This window comes from Schlesneria paludicola DSM 18645, assembly GCF_000255655.1.
Classification (GTDB): domain Bacteria; phylum Planctomycetota; class Planctomycetia; order Planctomycetales; family Planctomycetaceae; genus Schlesneria; species Schlesneria paludicola.
Genome location: NZ_JH636435.1, coordinates 718,471 through 736,624, shown reverse-complemented (window position 1 = coordinate 736,624; position 18,154 = coordinate 718,471). Strand labels below are relative to the sequence as shown.

The following is an 18,154-nucleotide window of genomic DNA, read 5'->3' as shown; positions in this document are numbered from 1 at the left end:
GACAAAGCGCGAACGGTCAAGATTGTGCGAGCGCATCGACCCAGTCAGAGGGGGGGGCTCGCCTCGCAGATCATTCGTGACGCAATGCTTCGATGGGATGCATGCGAGCGGCGGAACGGGCGGGATAGATTCCAAAGACCACACCGATTGTCACCGAAATTCCGAAGGCCACCGGCAGGCTCCAGAACGCAACTTGTGGGACCATGTCGGAAAAGATCTTTGCCATCGGAGACTCACCCGATGATCGATCGAGAATGTAGTTCTCGACGACGTACTTGATCCCCTGGAATGCCAGCGGCGTCGCCAATCCCAGCAAAATGCCGATTAAGCCCCCCGCACCCGAGAGCACGATCGTTTCTGTCAAGAATTGGTGAATGATATCGCGTTGGCGTGCACCCAGTGCCCGCCTGATCCCGATTTCGCGAGTTCGTTCGGTGACCGTCGCCAACATGATGTTCATGATGCCGATCCCCCCAACGATCAAGCTGATCGCCGCGATCGAGCCAAGCACGATGTTAAAAATCTGCCGGATCTGATCGGCCTGTTTCAGCAGTTCCAGCGGCACAATGATGTCGTAGTCGTTCTTGGAGCCGTGTAGCTTCTTGAGTGATTCTTTCACGACTTCGGCGGTCGGAACCACGTCATCACGGTTCCGAACTTTCAGCGTGATCTGATTCAGCTCAACTTGCTCTGCCGAGAACGATCCGCTCATGCGGGTGAAGACCGTGTCGCCGATGCGACTGCGGAACGTACTGAGTGGAATATACACGTCTTTGTTGTAGTCCTGGCCCGAAAGGCTGCCACCAATCGCTGCGGATGAGGTGCGTGAACGCATCACGCCGACAATCTTGTAGCGATGGTTCCGGACTTGGATTGTCTTGTCGAGCGGATCTTCGAATGGGAACATTGTCGAGGCTGTTTCGGCGCCGATCACGGCCACGTTCGCGACTTGTGTATCATCCTCGTCGCTCAGAAAACGGCCGCGCAACAACGACAGGTGGTTCATGTCGGCATACTCGGTGGTGCATCCCACGAGCCGCACATTGAGAGTGCGATCCAGGTACCGAGCTTCGCTGACCAGCTCGCGCATTCGCACCGCACCAGAAATGGTGGGAAGAGTTTTGGTCAGCAGATCAAAATCGGCACGCAGCAAACCATACTGAGGCACCATCATGCCGCCACGACCACGACCGCTGCCTCCACCGCCCGCTTGCGAATCGGCGGGTGGCTTTACGGTGACGATGATGATGTTGGTCGCGCCGAGCGCGAGCACTTGCTGTTGGGCCTGGGCACTGGCGCCTTCGCCAATGGCCAGCATCGCGATGACGGAGAAGACCCCGAACACAATTCCAAGCATTGTTAGGCCAGAGCGCAACTTGTGCAGCATCAGGCTTTTCAAAGCCAATCGAATCGTACGGAGGGTTTCAGCGAATGGCATTTAGGGCGAGCCACGAGGAGTGGTAAGCGAAAGTTTAACGGTATTCGGCAGGATTTTTTGGCAGAGCATCCATCAGATTAACGTTGATGCATGCGATTGGGAAGGCTTTCAACGGACCTGAAAGGTAATTCAGGTCGTACTGAACGGCGACCGGCACGAATACCTCCGCCGTTGGCCGCTGATGACGGCAATTCATCTTGCCGACATTGGCGTCAGGGGCCGTCCTGCAGGGGATCGCGTTTCTCGTAATGAGGCTGGCCGCCCCAACCCAGTTTGCGATGCAACGTTGTGTAGTAGCTATGATCCGGCAGGCGGACGAGCTGAAAATTGACCGGAGCTTTCCGAATTTCGATGTGATCACCGGGCAGCAACGGCTCTTTGATCTGGCCGTCGATGACCAGTGTCGCGCCAACCGGAAATTCGGGTGACGTCAGCGTGTACGTGCAATCCGCTCGTTCGACCAAGGGGCGGTTGGTCAAGGTATGCGGACAGATGGGGGTGATGACAAAGGCCTGAAGATCTTGACGCAAGATTGGCCCCCCCGCACTCAGGCTATGGGCCGTTGATCCCACGGGGGTGCTGACAATCAGACCATCGCAGCGATATGTCGTGACAGACTCTCCATCAATGGCCAGATCGAGGTGCAGGATTCGCAGCGCGGCTCCGGCATGCACCGAAACCTCGTTGAGACCAAGAAATTTCTGCTGAGACCCGTCGGCACGTCGAAGACGGCACTCGAACATCAAGTGATTGACGATTTGATATTCGCGCGACAAGAGTCGCGGAAAGACCGCCTTGAATTCGCCTGGCGACAAGTCCGCGAGAAATCCGAGTCGCCCCAGATTCACGCCGAGCAGCGGGCGCTGGTGTGAACCGAGCTGCCGACACGTTCGCAGAATCGTACCGTCGCCCCCCAGGACGATGATGAAATCCATTTGCCGCCGACCCAGGTTCAGCTCGTCGGGTGACCCGAACACCGATAACTTGACGCCAGGATGGATGTTCAGAAATTCAATAATCGAAGCCCGGACGTGCTCGACACTCTCTCCATCAGAGCGGCTGGTAAGGGCCAATCGAAGCGGTTTCTGTGAGGTCATGTTCAGACTTCGCGGTCCAGCTCGCCTTGGGTTTGATTGCCAAGGCGTAGGAAATCAGGGGTGCAGGAAGAACTGTCATACGGCGACCAGTCCAGCCGGGAAATCATAGCCCCAACGTCCAGTCGTGTGTCAGCGGAAATCCGCGAACGAAGGCCAATTTCCGGTTGTGAACATCAGAATTGAGCTGCTTGCCCCCGCTTCCCGCGTCAGAATCGCTGAAGTCAATGCCATTGATACAATCGAATCAATCGATGCCAACGATTTGCGGAATGAACGGTGTTTTGTTTGGAACTACCGGGTTCTGTTTCTGGCGAACGCCAGTGGCGACGCGGCGACCGACACAACCGCGAGAGATGCCACACCAATGGCTGTGACGTGAATTGAAATCGGGTGTGAGACACCTCGACATGCCTCGAACGCAATGGCGGCGACAAACAACAGCCAGATCCACGCGCAATTGATCGCCATCGTCTTGGAGATCAATTGCCGACGCCGCGCCAGTTTGAAAAGCCAGAATGAACCTGCCACCGCTCCGCTGACGCAAGCCATATGCGTCAGTTGAAATAATCTCGCCTTCAAATCCGGTTCGAGCCACTTGTTGGAAAGGATCATCGCGAAGGAGGCACCCACGATGATTGACACGATTCCTGGGCCAAACCTCTGTAGTTCGCCCGTCACGGCGACAGATGTCAAAGTCGTTGTCGTAGTCCACAACAAGACAAGTGTTGTGGGCAGAAACCACCAGGTGAATGTGGATACCTCCAGCGAGCGAGCGTCGAGTACGAGACTATAGGACACGAGGAGTGAAACGCCCCAAATGGCCCATGCGATCAGAACGCTCTTCCCCAGTGAAAGCAGGTTCGCGTAAGCCAGCGTCGCATTGGTGATAGGTCGCGATGCCAGGAAGTGCCCCAACTCGAAATCCGACTTCTGATTGCCTGTGCTCCAGGAGAAGCCGTAATTTCCATAAGCAAGGAGTCCCAGGAGTGCGCCCAGAGCGGACAAGAGGTATCCGCTAACGATGAGGCCTCGAAAGAGTTCATCAGGATCGCGACTGCGGAGCGTCCACGTCACTACACCCACCATGATCCCAACCGAGACAAACAGCGGAAGTGTCCAGCCTTTGGAACGCCATTCGAACCAAAGCTGCGCCGCAAAAGGTGTGGAGAAGCGCTTGGGATGAACGGCCTGCCATTGTGGGCGTTGCGACGAGATCGAAAGAGCCCGCTGCGAGCCGAATCCCTCTCCACAGCGGACCCGCGCAAACCCGCGGTAGCCCATGCAGGAAAAGAGAATCGTGACGACACAAAGCGCCAGCCATTCGAAACTGGATAGGTCGGGGATTGGTTCCGACGGTTGCATCCACAAGAATCGCGAGACGTACCAGCCGACGAGCCCTCCTGTGGTGATTGCAAACGCGACCGCCTGCCATGCGGATCTATACGTCATCCAGTGGGTCGACCAGCAGATCGCGACGCCGCAACTTGAAACCAGCGCAGCGGACCATGCGGGAAAATCCTGTGACGTGCACCAGTTCTGCATGGTGACGAGCAGCCATGTTCCACCCCCCGCAATCAGCATCTGGGGAAGCAGCATGTAAAAGAAGAGTTTGGCACTCGAGGCGGGAGCGACAAACAGCCGTGATGAGAACGGGTGGTTATCAATGAGTGACGCGGCGCAGAAAAACGAATTCAATGTCATGAGGCGATACAACATCACTTTCAGATGAGCGTCGTTGGCGGCAAGCCCTTCCGATCGAAGCGCCACGAAAAGCAACAACGGCAAGAGGTTCGCAATCGATGCGAACATCAAAAAATTCCAGCGACATCGATGGATGAGATCGCGCGTCATCGCCATCAGAATCGTATTCATCGGTTCGGTCCTTTGACGTTGCGGAATCAAATGTCCTCAAGAATTTGGTCCGGTGCAGCTCAAAATCGTCGTGCCTTCAGTGTCGTTGCGATGTCTGCATTTCTGACGTCGTTGCATTTCGTCGATTGAGAACGCGCGCGACAAAGATCTCGTCGAGTGACATTGTGGCGTCTTCAATGACGGACGCGCCCAATGATGACGCCGCGACCATGAGATCCGAACGTTCTCCGCTACAGATATACGTCCATTCATGACCTCGTCCTGATGACGTCAGTGCGCCGGCCAGGATGGGAGCCGTTTCGACAGGGTGCGCAAACCTCAACGTCAATCGGCGATGTTGTTCTTTCATGTCGTCCATGGTGGCGGAAAGGATGATCTGCCCTTGATGAATCATCGCAACATGGTCGGCGACACGTTCCACTTCGTCGAGCAGATGCGATGAAAACAGAACAGTTCGCCCTTCGTCAGCAATTGTGCGAATGATGGCGCTCAAGATGTCACGACGCACCACGGGATCCAGGCCCGACGACGGTTCGTCGAGCACCAGCAAGTCAGGGCGATACGCGAGGGAAATCAGCAGTCCTGCGCGAGCCCGTTGACCGCGAGAGAGGCTTTTGACGCGGCTGTTCACGTCGAGTTCAAAAGCTTGACGCAGTTCTTCGGCATAGGTCTCGTCCCATGTGGGATAGAACGCCTGCGTATAGCGAATCAGTTCACCGACCCGCATCCAATCTGGCAGATCACGGTCTTCGGACAGGTAGCCGATGCGCCCCAATGTTTCGACGGGATGCTGTACGGGATCGAGCCCGAACACGCGGACGGTTCCCTCTCGCGGCGTTAACATTCCCAGGATGTGCTTGATCAGGGTTGTCTTTCCGGCGCCGTTCCCGCCAATCAGACCAAAGACGCCACCGCGAGGAACGGTCAGATTGACCCGGTTCAGCGCGATCGTCTGGCCGAAATGTCGGCTCACACCGGTCAGTTCGATCACGGCGGCACTGTCACTGAGGTTGGGCTCAGACATGAGATACTCCTCGGGTTGGTCAGATCTCAATCTGACGCAGAGTGATTCGTGGATTGCAGAATCGTGTGACGCTGCGCGACCAGCTTCTGCAGTTCGTCCAGATCAACATTCAAGTGGCTGGCTTCGGCCAGCAGTGCGTCGATGCGTTCGGAGAGAAACTTCAAACGTTCGCGACGAGCAAGCGGAGATCCCTGCTCAGAAACATAGGTTCCCGCCGTCCGCCGTTTCTCGACAAGGCCCGCGGTCTCAAGTTCGCGGTAGGCTCGGGCCACCGTGTTCGGGTTAATGACCAATTGCGCGGCAAGAGTGCGGATTGGCGGCAGTTCGTCTCCTGCGGCAAGACGGCCCGACGCAATCAGAAATTTGATCTGGTTCACGACCTGAAGATAGATCGCAACGCCGTCATTTGTAGAGATGTGGATTTGCATCAGCGGACCTCGCTTTAGCTGCGATCATGTCGGCAGATTGTATTAAGTCAATAATACAATCTGTTCGTCGATCGTCAAGGCGTCGCTGAAATATTGTGTGAACCTGACGGTCGACGAGTCGTCTTTCCGCAGGATCAATCCCAGAATCGCACCGAGAGATTATTTGAGGGGGCGAGGGATCGCGTCGAAGTGGATGGTCCAAATCCTTCGAGCGAACGATTTTTCCGGGGCCCTCGTACACATTTCTGCTCTTGGCAACGAGGAAATGCTGGGCACACTCGGCACAGATCTTTTGACGTCGACAGTCTAATCGACAACAAGGCTCGTGGCGGCGAATCGCGCCGCCTCGAGCACACACTTGCACCAGTCACATTTGCGCGAATCATGCCGTGCGAATCGACGATTGATGGTGGTGAGTTCAGGGCTTATTGAGGTAAAGGCCATGGCTGTTCGCGGCCCACGCACAGAATGAACTGTCCTTGTCGAACTTTTGCACTCCAAGCCTGCGCGACGACGACGCCGTCGACGCCGGCGCAGACCGGCCACGCTGGCTCATCGATTCGGGCAAAGTCATGGAGACGTCCGACCAATTCACCTCGCTTGACTCGCTGTCCGCAAGGCAGAACTTCTTCATAGTGACCGGCGAACGGCGCGGCGACATAGCATTCAAAGTCCACGATGGCGGCGCACTTCTGGGTTCCGTCCGCGTGGTGCGCGATGGGGGCGATCGTGCCCTGCAGTTGCCCGTGGTGGATCGCCGCGGCAAGGACACCCTGCCGCGCATAGGTGACGCCCTTTCGCAGCACCGCTTCGCCCCATCCCAATTCCGTACCGATGGTGATTTTGCCGAGTCGTTCGGCTTCGCTCGTCAGCAGTCCCGGGGTGTTGTTCTGATAGATCATGATCAGCGGAGCGCCGAACCAGCGTGCCGTTTCCGCGATCTTGCGATGCTGATCCGGATCGTCAACAGGATGGAAGCTGGCGCAGATATCGAAGCGGATCTGGTTTCCACCCGAGTGCAAATCGATGACGACATGCACGTTCGGCCAGATGTAGTCGCGAATAAATGCCGCCATTCGATGCGTAATTCCGGCCAGTCCCGATTGCTTACCGGCGCCGTCGACGAATGCGCGATTGAGATTGACGCGGTCGGCGTCAACGCTATCCCGTGTCCCCGATCGAAAGGCTTCTACGTTAAGGACGGGGATGAAGATGATCCGACCTGTGACGTCCGCCGTATTGATTTCGCCAAGAAGTTCCTTAAGAACGACTGGGCCTTCGTATTCATTTCCATGGGTCGAACCGATCGCAACCAGTCCGCGTCCGGTTTGGGCCTTGGGGCCGACCCAAACGGTCAGAGGGATCAGTTGAGCTCCCCACATGGTGTCGTGTTCGAGTGCCACCCAATAGTCACGTCGGCCGGGTGATTCGAGGTCGAGATTTGCGGGTTTGACAATCTGTCGGGTCACCGTCATCAGCAGTTCCTTAAGGCATTCAATGTGAGCCTGCCAGCGGCAGGGGCTTCCAGTGGACGTCCCATCTTGGGCGAGCTTCGTCAATCTGACAAGCATTTGACGAATTACGAACGCGGCCTGACTGTGTTCTCTTGAACGTTGTGGGTATTCTGGGGCCTTCGTTGGATTTGGGTTCGCTGAATCCCGACTCGACGAGGAGGGCGTCAATTCGGTGTCGTGGAGCAGACCGCGTCAGTGACGACACCTGTGCCTCAATGCGCCGTCGCCGTTGGCTCTGGGCTAAACGAATTGCGAAATAAGGAAATGCGAAAGAGGCTACGGTCCGGGCTATCCCAGCTCGCCGTGCAGTTCCCAATTGTTCGATCCTTCATTGTCCAATCGGTTCGCGGTCTGGCTCCACGAGACGCCGGCAGCGGAGAGGAGAAAACGTCGTGAGTCGCCGTGCGATTGTCGTTGGTGGTGGAGTGATCGGGGCCGCTTGTGCGCACTACTTGAACCTGACGGATTGGGATGTCACGGTGGTGGAGCGAAAGGAATTTGGCAGCGGTGCCGCACATGCCAATTGTGGCCTGATCTCACCAAGTCATGTGCTGCCGATTCCGCAACCCGGCGTGATCGCAAAATCATTAAAGGGAATGCTGTTTCCAAACTCGCCCTTCGCGATCAAGCCGCGACTCGACATTGCGCTGTGGAGCTGGTTGTTTCAATTCGCTCGCCACTGCAATCAGCGAGACATGCTCGAGTCAGGTGAGACCCTGCAACGCATGCTGAACTCGTCGCGGTTGCTCTACGACGAACTGATTGCCAACGAATCGCTGGATGTGGAATGGCAGACTGAAGGAGTCCTGTTTCCGTTCCTGCATCAGGATGGGATGGAGCACTTCGCCGAGACCGATCGACTGCTGCGCGAGCACTTTGGCCTGGGGGCAGTGCGGTACGATGGCGCTGAGCTATCAAAACTGGAACCTGCCTTGAAACCAGAGCTTGCCGGCGGGTGGCACTACACCGCCGATGCGCATTTGAAGCCGGACAAGTTGATGTCCGCCTGGAAGGTGCGACTTGAAGAACGCGGTGTGACCATCCGTGAGCACCACGAGTTTCTCGGTTTTGGCGAGCCGGCGCCGCACAACGGTTCAAGCAGCAGTCATGGGGCGACTCGTGTTGTGACATCGAAGGGCGAATTTGAAGCCGACGCCTTCGTGGTGGCAACCGGTGCCTGGACACCCCTGCTGAATCAGTCTTTGGGATGTCGAGTTCCGATCCAGCCGGGCAAAGGCTATTCCATGACGATGGCCCGTCCCAAGATTTGTCCGAAGATTCCGATGATCTTCGAAGAACATCGTGTCGCGGTGACGCCGTGGCCGAGTGGGTACCGGCTAGGGTCGATCATGGAATTTGCTGGCTACGACGCGACCCTCGACCCTAAAAAAATGGCGATGCTGCGTGCCGGGGCCGCGCACTATTTGCATGAGCCTTCGGCTGAGCCCGTTGTTGAAGAATGGTTCGGCTGGCGTCCCATGACACCCGACAGCCTGCCGATTATCGACCGCTGTCCGAATTTCAATAATGTGTATCTCGCCGCCGGGCACAATATGCTTGGCGTTTCGATGGCTCCAGTGACCGGAAAGCTCATCGCAGAGATGATGAACGGACAAACGCCGCATGTTCCGATCGAACCGATGTCACTCAAGCGGTTCTAGTAGTGCCGATTGATGCGATGGCTCAGCAGGTCGAAGAAGTCGGTAGGGAATTGTGAATTCCAAATGCCCCTCGCTCGACCGTTCTTGAACAAGGGACACGTCGCCTTGCGAGAACTCAATTTCACGGAACAGAGAGAGTAGTGTGGACATCGCGTCACCGGGAGTGTCCGCGGTCCGCACGAAGTTCGGAACGCTCGAGAAGCAGGCCTGCCATTTCTCGTCTTGCCGCTCGACCACGACTGTTGCGACGTTTTGCATGCTTTTCAGTCTTTCACGATGATCCCGCCCGCAGTGTCGATTCTGCAACAAAGATATCTGCCCTCCACTCCAAACGGAATCATCAGGAGGAGATCTCCCCGCCGCAATTGTCGCTCGTCGTCGCGTCGGGCTGGTGGTGTTGCGGCAGTGGTCCTTTGAAATGCCTGCGGAACGGTGGTCGTCGCCGCTCTGGGGCGGAGGGCGTGGACGTTGACTCGTGGGGCTCGTCACGGCCCGTTGCCTCGTCGTGGATCGTTCGCTAATTTGACGGCATGAGCTACCATTATCTTGCGAAACACCGTGTCGAGTTTTTTGAGACCGATCTGGCCGGGATTGTGCATTTCGCCAATTTCTACCGGTTTATGGAACAGGCCGAGCACGAATTCTTTCGGTCGATGGGCCTGAAGATTCATGCGACCCTGCCCGATGGCACCGTCTTCGGCTGGCCTCGTGTGTCGGCGACCTGTTCCTTCAAGTCCCCCGCCTATTACGAAGACGAAGTGGAAATCCGAATTACGATTCTTCGTCTCACCCGGCGCTCGCTGACGATGACGTATGAGTTCCAGCGGGATGGCGTGGTATTGGCTTTGGGCGAGATGAAGACCGCGTTCTGCGTGTTTTCGGCCGATGGGAAGCTGGCTTCGTCGGAAATGCCAGATGACTATTTCGAGAAGCTGACAAGAGATTCGATTGCTTGAAATGACGCTGAAGATCGTGTTGAAGCTGGGACAGATTCCGTGGTGAACTCGCTTCCGTGAGATGCGGAATGTGATCCAGAGCCAGGAAGAGAACGCCGCCCGCAGGTCGAACAATGAACTGCGGAGTGCTTTCTCAGCGGAATTTCTGTAGGCGTGGATGGCGACGTGGCCATCTGAGTTCTTCGCTTTTCTGAACGGATTGCAACGGGAGAACTTCGCTCCTAAGATTCGATGTCTGCTTTTCGGCGACCGTTTCCCGTTCAATTGGGCATGGAAACCGCTAGGAGATGGAGGTCAAGCGGGCCTCGGGACGCAAATGTGACGGCTTGAAACCAGGCAAGCTGTCGCGATTGCGAATGAAAACACACTGCATCCGATCACGAATGGACTCGTATCGCGAGGATGAATTGCAATGCTTCAGGTCAAATCATGCGGCGTCATCATTTTCCGTCAGACGCCGGAACTGTCATTTCTGCTCATGAAGCATTCGCACCGGTACGACCTGCCGAAGGGCCATACGGAAGAGGGCGAAACCGAAATCGAAACCGCGCTGCGAGAAATGTGGGAAGAAACCGGAATTCCGCGGGAAGAAGTGCAGCTCGATCCCGACTTCCGCTACGAAGAAAAGTACTTCCCCGTTGAGCCTCGTTTTGGCAACGAACGCGTCGAGAAGACGTTGGTGATCTTCCTGGGTTGGATCAAGCAGAATTTCCCGATTGCCGTGACGGAACATGCCGGCCACGAATGGAAACGCTGGCACCCCCCTCACGAAATTCAGCGATTTACGATCAACCCGCTACTGGCCGCGCTGCTCAAGCATTTCGAGACGCATACGCTTCCCCGGGTCTGAACTGCGAAATTCGTCCTGCTTCGTTGTCTCCCTATTGCTCGATAGACAATCCAGCCGGGGCTTCTTTCAAAATCGATTCGACGTCACCTGTGACATAGGCTCGGGAAAGGTCCAGTCGTTTCAATGTTGGTAGTTCCCAAATCGACCTCAATTCGGTTGAATTGAGCGTCCCCCTGATTTCGATTGCTTCCAGCTTTTCGACGGATTGCGGATCTCGAAATCTGGATGTCCAGTGATCTCTCGCGGGGGTTGATTGCTCGATGTCTCCAAGCGAGATTAAGAGCGTTGTCTCGTCCGGCGATGTTCGAAACGTGCTATGCGATTTGTGCCCGCGGCTGCTCCAATCGAATTTCCAATAGCGAGCGGACTTCAGTGCATAAGGACTATCGGGCTTGCTCGTGCAATCCGGGTTTGGGTGGAGTTCCTCTGGACCTGCCATGTGACGGAGCACAGTGTTGTCAGTGCGATTGTTGAGTTCTCTTACGGTCCCGTCGGCCATCGCGATCATCGTACTGCTTCGGGCAGGGCAGCCGAAGCTTGGAGATTCGCAGTTTGGAGATTCGCGGTGCAGTCCGAGCGCGACGTCGCGCCAGTTGTAAGGATACCCTGCTGGAACGTATTGCCCTGCGGAATCACCAAGTAACATTGTGGAGCTTGCGCCGGTGGTGATGTCAGCGAGGCGAATGTGGCTATTTCGGTGTATCAGCCACTGATTCGCGGAGTAATGAATCAGGCGAAAACCATCCGGAGAGAATTGTGCAGAAATGCTGGGGTTCTGCAGGCTTTTAATGGCGTAGCTTCCCAGGAGGAATACGCTGACATTCTCGGGGTCATCCCACGGCAAATTGAAATTGACAAAGGTGTACCATTGACAAAGGTGTACCAAGGATCCGATGACAGAAATGGATCGAGAAACGTACTCCAACTGTGGTGTGCGTTGCCGTTAGAGTCGAACGTACCTCCTGGCGGCAACGTACTGAATACATCGTTGTAGTTTTGGAACGCCAGACAGAACTGTTTGAGATTGTTTTTCGACTGTGATCGACGCGCTGCCTCTCGCGAATGCAGGATTGCAGGTATCAAAATCGCGAGCACGGCGATCAACAAGCCAAGCGGAATCAGCTTACTGAATCGCCTCATCCACAACGCGGATTGTTCAGAGGGCATCGTGATCGCCTTCAGAATCTCGCTCTATCGATTCTGACGCCTCAATGATCGTACCCCAGATTCGGTGATAGCCACCGTTCCAGGACGTCGAGCGGCATCTGCTTGCGTCGAGCGTAGTCTTCAACTTGATCCTTCGTAATCTTATCGACGCTGAAGTAGCGGGCTTCCGGATGAGCGAAATAGAGTCCACTGACACTCGCTGCGGGGTGCATCGCGAAACTCTCTGTCAGCTTGATACCGATTTGCTTTTCGACGTCCAGCAGCTCAAACAGTTTCGTCTTTTCGGTGTGATCTGGACATGCGGGATAACCATGGGCCGGTCGAATCCCTCGATATTTTTCTTCGATCAGGTCGTTGGTCGAAAGTCCTTCTTCCTGACCATAGCCCCAGTCATTGCGGGCACGATGGTGCAGGTACTCGGCAAACGCTTCCGCCAGTCGATCAGCCAGGGCTTTGGTCATGATCGAAAGATAGTCATCGTGCAATTCGTTTTGGAACTTGTTGGCAAGTTCGTCGCAACCGATTCCCGTCGTGACGGCGAATGCACCGATGTGATCTTCACGGCCTGATGACGTCGGCGCGATGTAATCCGCGAGCGAACGGAAATCGGCCTGGCCCGGTCGTTCCCACTGCTGACGCAGCATCGAGAAGCGCAAGTCGGATGCACCAGACGTCGCGTCGGGATTGTGCTGGACGATGATGTCGTCGCCATCGGTCGAAGCGCGCCAGAACCCATAAATGGCATTTGCCTTGAGCAGTTTCTCGTTGACGATACGGGTCAGCAACTCTTGAGCGTCGTCGAACACCTTCTGGGCCTGCTCGCCGACCACAGGATCTTTGAAGATCTTGGGGTATTTTCCACGAAGTTCCCAGGTCATGAAGAACGGGGACCAATCGATATACGGAACCAGTTCGCTGAGTGGAAAATCTTCAAGGACGCGCGTACCCAGGAACGCCGGCTTGTCGATTCGTACCGACTTCCAATCCGTCTGGAATCGCCGTGCGAGCGCCTCGGTGTACGGAACCAGTTTTCGATTTGCCTGCATGGCGTCGTAATTGGAACGATCGCGCTCTTGACCGGCCTTGTTCTTTTGGATGAACTCGGCGCGGCGTTCTGTGTCCAGAAGGTTTTCCACGGCCGGAACAGACAGCGACGCATCGACGACGTGGACGACCGGCTCTTGATAGTGCTGGGCAATCTTGACGGCTGTGTGCTTGGCCGAGGTTGTGGCTCCGCCGATTAGCAGCGGAACCTTGAAGTTCAGTCGCTGCATTTCTTTGGCGACATGGACCATTTCATCGAGTGACGGCGTGATGAGCCCGCTGAGACCGATGACGTCTGCCTTGGATTCACGTGCCGCCTCGAGAATCTTGTCGCACGAGACCATCACACCCAGATCGACGACATCAAAGCTGTTGCAGCGCAGCACGACGCCAACGATGTTCTTGCCAATATCGTGCACATCGCCTTTCACCGTGGCAAGGACGACACGTCCGCGTCCTCGCGATTCGTCACGTGCCACGGCCTGTGCCGTGGAATCGGCCTGCGCTCTTAGGCGTTCGGCTTCCATGAACGGCTCGAGATACGCCACCGCTTTCTTCATCACACGGGCACTCTTGACGACCTGCGGCAGGAACATCTTCCCTGCCCCGAAAAGTTCGCCGACGACATTCATGCCGTCCATCAACGGCCCTTGAATGACTTCCAGCGGCTTGCCGTACATCAAACGGGCTTCTTCGGTATCTGCGTCGATGTGATCCGTGATTCCTTTGAGCAGAGCATGCTTCAGGCGATCTTCGACCGGACCATTTCGCCATTCTTCGACGACATCTTTGGCAACTTCTTTCCCGCCGCCTTTGAATTTTTCCGAAAACGCGATCAGTCGTTCCGTGGCGTCGGGACGTCTGTTGAGGAGCACATCTTCGATGTAAACGAGTAGCTCTTTGTCAATTTCTTCATAGACTTCGAGCTGTCCCGCATTGACGATCCCCATGTCCAGTCCCGCGGAAATGGCGTGGAATAAGAACGCCGCGTTCATGGCTTCACGGACGACGTCATTCCCTCGGAACGAGAACGAAACGTTGCTGACACCGCCCGAAGTCTTCGCACCAGGGCATTCGACCTTAATCCTGCGGATTGCTTCAATGAATTCGACGGCGTAGTTCGAGTGTTCTTCCATCCCCGTGCCAACCGTCAGGATATTGGCGTCGAAAATAATATCGGTCGGCGGGAATCCGGCTTCCTTGGTCAACAGGTCATACGCGCGTTTGCAGATGCGGACTTTGTCGTCGCAAGTCGCGGCTTGCCCCTGTTCATCGAAGGCCATTACGACAACCGCGGCACCATAGCGGCGAATGCGGCGGGCCTGCGCCAGGAATGTTGCTTCCCCTTCTTTCATACTGATCGAATTCACGACGCCTTTGCCGTCCAGGCACTTCAGGCCAGCCTCGATCACACTGAATTTGGAACTATCGACCATGACCGGGACTTTGTTGACGTCCGGGTCGTCCGAGATCAGATTCACGAACGTGGTCATGGCGACCTGACTGTCGAGCAGTCCTTCGTCCATGTTGACGTCGATCATATTCGCGCCGCCTTCGACCTGTTCGCGGGCGACGGCGAGCGCTTCGTCAAACTTTCCTTCTTTGATCAGACGGGCGAACTTGCGCGAACCCGTGACGTTCGTGCGTTCCCCAATCATGAGGAAGTTCGAACTCGGGCGAAGATCGATCCGCTCTTTTCCGCAATACGAGGACGTGGCGGCGATCTCGGGGCACTTCCGTGGCGAGACGCCTTCAACGGCTTCCGCAATCGCTTTGATGTAGTCCGGGTTGGTCCCGCAGCAACCGCCGACGATATTGACCCAACCGTTCTGAGCGAATTCGCGCAGGTTCGCGGCAACTTCCGCCGGATTCGAATCGAACCCCCCAAAACCATCGGGCATGCCCGCATTTGGGTAGCAGCTAATGTATTTCGGAGCCAGATTGGCCAGTGTTTCGACGTACTGTCGCATCTGCTTGGGGCCGAGTGCGCAGTTGAGCCCAATGGTCAGCATCGGGGCATGTGAAACGGAGGTCCAGAACGACTCGACCGACTGACCTGTCAGCGTGCGTCCGCCATTAAAGATCGTCCCTGAGACCATCACCGGCAACCGCACCCCTAGTTCGGCGAAAACGTCTTCGATCGCGAACAGACATGCTTTCATATTCAGCGTGTCGAACGAAGTTTCCGGCAGCAGCAGGTCGACGCCCCCTTCGACCAGCCCACGAATCTGAACCGCATAGGAGGCCACCATCTGGTCGAACGTGACTGGTCGATAGCCAGGCTTGTCGGCGTTGAACGACAACAAGACCTTCGTCGGCCCGATACTGCCGGCAACGAACCGCGGTTTCTTGGGGTTTGAGGCGGTGAACTCGTCACACGCCGCACGGGCGACTCGGGCGGCGACGACGTTGATTTCGCGGGTGTATTCCGCCAGTCCGAATTCTTCCAGCGAGATGATATTCGCATTGAACGAGTCGGTTTCGATGATGTCCGCGCCAGCGGCCAGGTACAGACGGTGGATCTCGCCAATCATCTGGGGCTGAGTCAGGACCAGGACGTCGCCCGCGTTCTTCAAATCGATCGGATGCTTTGCAAAGCGTTCGCCGCGATAGTCGGCTTCCGTTGGCGAATACCGCTGAATCATCGTCCCCATCGCGCCATCGAGCACCAGGATTCGTTCAGAGAGCAGTTGTTCGAAGTCGGCGACTGAGCGAATAGGCATAGAGAAATCGCTTGCACAAGGGGGATCGGTGGAATGTCAATCTGATGGCTGCGGGTCAGTCGGGGAATCATCGTAAACGCTTGCAATGACGGATTCATCGGGCGTTGGCCGTGGTGCGGGTAGGATTCGTTCCGTTCCGACTGTGGACGTCACGATCATTTGCTTAAACACCCGACACTTCGCTTCAAGTCCGAGTTCGCAGGTCGGATGAAGTGAGCTGGATGCGACCCCACCGCCGCTCATCGAAGTGAAGCGTAAACGGCGAAGGCCGAAGTGTCGAGTATTCAAACTTCGAGGCTGCGGCCAATTCTAAAGGCCAATGACCGGACGAGTCGAGATACGAGTCAAGATTGGAAGCAATGTTCCCTGAATTGGGAGACAATTTCCGTCGAATACGCGTCGTGTGACGCGCGTTTTCGACACACCAAACGCGATCGGACCGCTGAAATGCAGAGTGAGCGTTAGATCCGAGCCATCAAAGTGAGACCGCTTCGTACGGCGACCCGGACACACATTTCAGCGGGAATTACTCGGAGGTCTCTTGCCCAAATGCGAGTCGCATTTGCGGGTCTTTCAAGGGTGATTGCAATTCTTTGAACAACAGGCTGGGCTGAATGTCCTGATTGTTCTGATACTTGCCGGTACGGTATTCCGAAATTTCACCCAACAGGGTCTGGTAGATGATCTGGCAGATGGGCAATCCCGCATAAATGCGGATCGGATGCACGGCGTAAAGTTCCAACGTCCAGTACCCGCAGAACCCCACGTCTCCCACACCTGCGGTGACATGTACGAACAATCCAAGCCGACCGATGGATGAGCGTCCTTCCAGCATCGGGACCAGATTGTGGGTCTCGGTTCTTTCAACAGTACGACCGAGATACAACTGCCGCGGTTGCATCACGAACCCTTCCGGCGGAATCAGATGTCGCCGAAATCGATTGGGCCGTTTGACGTCCAGCACGATCTCTTCATAGACCAGCAATTCGTCATGAAGGTGCAGGTTGTAGCTATTGGGATTGAGCATCGCCGGATCGAATGGATCGATGACGATATTCTTTCCCAACTGAGCTTTGATTTCTTCGCCGGTTAAAATCATAGAGCGGCAGTGCGTGAAAGTGAAAATAGACGCTTGCGAGGATCTTCCGCACACGGTACGAAGCGAGGGTGACGGATTCAACTGTGGCGGGCGACGGAATCGGTTTCCGCTGCCACGATTGGGGCCCACCTCGGAATTGAAGTCGAATCATCAGATCGTCCGCAATGGATCGCCGAATGGATTCTGCAGATTATGCGTTATTTCGTCGCCAGCTCATGGCTTGGTATTCTGTGCGGGCACGTGATCTTCCCTGGCGACGAACGGCCGATGCGTATCGAATCTGGATCAGCGAAATCATGCTGCAGCAGACGACCGTGGCGGCGGTGATTCCCTACTTCGAACGGTTTTTGACGCGATTCCCCTCGGTCGAGGATCTGGCCGCAGCGGAAGAGGCAGACGTCCTTCGATTGTGGGAAGGTCTGGGCTACTACAGCAGGGCTCGAAATCTTCGTCGGGCCGCTCAGGTCATTGTCGAGCAATATGCCGGCCGGTTTCCCGCGGACGTTGCCGAACTGCAATCGTTGCCCGGTATCGGCCGGTACACGGCGGGGGCCATCGCCTCGTTCGCGTTCGACTTGCGGGCACCAATTGTCGAGGCCAATACCCTGCGCCTGTATTGTCGGTTGTTGGGGTATGAGGGAGATCCGCGAGCGCGCGAGGGAAGTGAACTCCTCTGGCAGTTCGCCGAGGCAATTCTGCCTCGCAAAAATCCTGGGTTATTGAATCAGGCGTTGATGGAACTCGGCGCGACGGTTTGCATTCCTCGAAACCCGCAGTGTGATACTTGCCCGGTCCAGCGTTATTGCGCTGCGTTTCGCGAGAACCGTCAAGAGTCAATTCCTCGCCCCAAGACACGAACCAAGATCACGGACATCACCGAAGTCTCGATTGCCATTCAGCAAGGGCCACAGTTTCTGCTGAGGCGGCGGACGGAAAAAGAGCGCTGGGCGGGCTTGTGGGACTTTGTTCGCTTTGAGATTGATCCAGGAGATCCGTCGAATCTCATTGACTTCATGGTGGAAACGGTACGCACAAAGACAGGGCTGTCGATTGAACTCGGACCTCAGATCGTTGAGCTGAAGCACGGAGTGACGCGATACCGGATCACTCTTCGATGCTTCGTTGCCCATCGCGTGAAGGGGCGTCTTTTGGCACGCGAGGAATGGAAATGGGTCGCTCCAGAATCCTTCCACGAGTTCCCGTTGTCAGTGACTGCACGTGAGTTTGCGGTGCGATTGACGCCGTGAGCCGATGCGGCACGAAGCTGAGCCCGCCGTTGTG

General features: G+C 56.0%; 15 protein-coding genes. 4 read left to right on the top strand and 11 right to left on the bottom strand.

Annotated elements, in window-relative coordinates:
* Positions 1-70: 70 nt before the first annotated feature.
* The 6 genes from OSO_RS0120575 to OSO_RS0120535 all read right to left on the bottom strand — a co-directional run bounded on the left by OSO_RS0120575 (position 71) and on the right by OSO_RS0120535 (position 7,334).
* The gene (locus OSO_RS0120575) at positions 71-1,438 is read right to left on the bottom strand and encodes an ABC transporter permease (RefSeq protein WP_010585033.1); all 1,368 of its coding nucleotides are present in this window, start codon (positions 1,436-1,438) and stop codon (positions 71-73) included.
* A gap of 212 nt (positions 1,439-1,650) precedes the next feature.
* Positions 1,651-2,535, bottom strand: coding sequence for an NAD(+)/NADH kinase (locus tag OSO_RS0120565; protein WP_010585032.1), 885 nt, complete (start codon positions 2,533-2,535; stop codon positions 1,651-1,653).
* Positions 2,536-2,826: 291 nt separating this feature from the next.
* On the bottom strand, positions 2,827-4,407 hold the full coding sequence (locus OSO_RS0120555; protein ID WP_010585031.1) for a hypothetical protein: 1,581 nt from the start codon (positions 4,405-4,407) through the stop codon (positions 2,827-2,829).
* A 76-nt stretch (positions 4,408-4,483) separates the two neighbouring features.
* On the bottom strand, positions 4,484-5,431 hold the full coding sequence (locus OSO_RS0120550) for an ABC transporter ATP-binding protein (RefSeq protein ID WP_010585030.1): 948 nt from the start codon (positions 5,429-5,431) through the stop codon (positions 4,484-4,486).
* 26 nt (positions 5,432-5,457) lie between these two features.
* Positions 5,458-5,859 (bottom strand): GntR family transcriptional regulator, encoded by a 402-nt coding sequence (locus tag OSO_RS0120545; protein WP_010585029.1) that lies wholly within the window; start codon positions 5,857-5,859, stop codon positions 5,458-5,460.
* A gap of 425 nt (positions 5,860-6,284) precedes the next feature.
* A complete protein-coding gene (locus OSO_RS0120535; protein ID WP_010585027.1) occupies positions 6,285-7,334 on the bottom strand; it encodes a M14 family metallopeptidase in 1,050 nt (349 codons plus the stop codon).
* Positions 7,335-7,765: 431 nt separating this feature from the next.
* Here OSO_RS0120535 and OSO_RS0120530 point away from each other — a divergent pair, with 431 nt between their 5' ends.
* On the top strand, positions 7,766-9,034 hold the full coding sequence (locus OSO_RS0120530) for an NAD(P)/FAD-dependent oxidoreductase (protein WP_010585026.1): 1,269 nt from the start codon (positions 7,766-7,768) through the stop codon (positions 9,032-9,034).
* On the opposite strand, the gene OSO_RS0120525 is transcribed toward OSO_RS0120530, so the two are convergent.
* Positions 9,017-9,292 carry a hypothetical protein gene (locus OSO_RS0120525; protein ID WP_010585025.1) on the bottom strand — a complete coding sequence of 92 codons (276 nt, stop codon included), beginning with the start codon at positions 9,290-9,292 and terminating at the stop codon, positions 9,017-9,019. The two genes, OSO_RS0120530 and OSO_RS0120525, sit on opposite strands and share 18 nt — an antisense overlap.
* A gap of 272 nt (positions 9,293-9,564) precedes the next feature.
* On the opposite strand from OSO_RS0120525, the gene OSO_RS0120520 reads away from it, so the two are divergent.
* Both OSO_RS0120520 and OSO_RS0120510 read left to right on the top strand, forming a co-directional pair.
* Complete coding sequence (locus OSO_RS0120520) at positions 9,565-9,990, top strand: acyl-CoA thioesterase (protein ID WP_010585024.1); 426 nt, start codon at positions 9,565-9,567, stop codon at positions 9,988-9,990.
* A 412-nt stretch (positions 9,991-10,402) separates the two neighbouring features.
* Positions 10,403-10,840, top strand: a complete 438-nt coding sequence (locus tag OSO_RS0120510; RefSeq protein ID WP_010585023.1) for an NUDIX domain-containing protein — start codon at positions 10,403-10,405, stop codon at positions 10,838-10,840.
* A gap of 31 nt (positions 10,841-10,871) precedes the next feature.
* On the opposite strand, the gene OSO_RS0120505 is transcribed toward OSO_RS0120510, so the two are convergent.
* From OSO_RS0120505 to dcd, 4 genes are all read right to left on the bottom strand, one after another.
* Positions 10,872-11,684: a hypothetical protein gene (locus OSO_RS0120505; RefSeq protein WP_162130549.1), complete on the bottom strand. Its 813-nt coding sequence runs from the start codon at positions 11,682-11,684 to the stop codon at positions 10,872-10,874.
* The gene (locus OSO_RS49960; RefSeq protein ID WP_083843025.1) at positions 11,570-11,980 is read right to left on the bottom strand and encodes a DUF1559 family PulG-like putative transporter; all 411 of its coding nucleotides are present in this window, start codon (positions 11,978-11,980) and stop codon (positions 11,570-11,572) included. The genes OSO_RS0120505 and OSO_RS49960 overlap by 115 nt, the downstream gene beginning before the upstream one ends.
* 68 nt (positions 11,981-12,048) lie before the next feature.
* Positions 12,049-15,774 carry a methionine synthase gene (gene metH / locus OSO_RS0120495; RefSeq protein ID WP_010585020.1) on the bottom strand — a complete coding sequence of 1,242 codons (3,726 nt, stop codon included), beginning with the start codon at positions 15,772-15,774 and terminating at the stop codon, positions 12,049-12,051.
* A 526-nt stretch (positions 15,775-16,300) separates the two neighbouring features.
* The gene (gene dcd / locus OSO_RS0120480; RefSeq protein ID WP_010585018.1) at positions 16,301-16,873 is read right to left on the bottom strand and encodes a dCTP deaminase; all 573 of its coding nucleotides are present in this window, start codon (positions 16,871-16,873) and stop codon (positions 16,301-16,303) included.
* Positions 16,874-17,049: 176 nt separating this feature from the next.
* Here dcd and mutY point away from each other — a divergent pair, with 176 nt between their 5' ends.
* A complete protein-coding gene (mutY, locus tag OSO_RS0120475) occupies positions 17,050-18,120 on the top strand; it encodes an A/G-specific adenine glycosylase (protein ID WP_010585017.1) in 1,071 nt (356 codons plus the stop codon).
* The last annotated feature ends 34 nt before the right edge of the window (positions 18,121-18,154 follow it).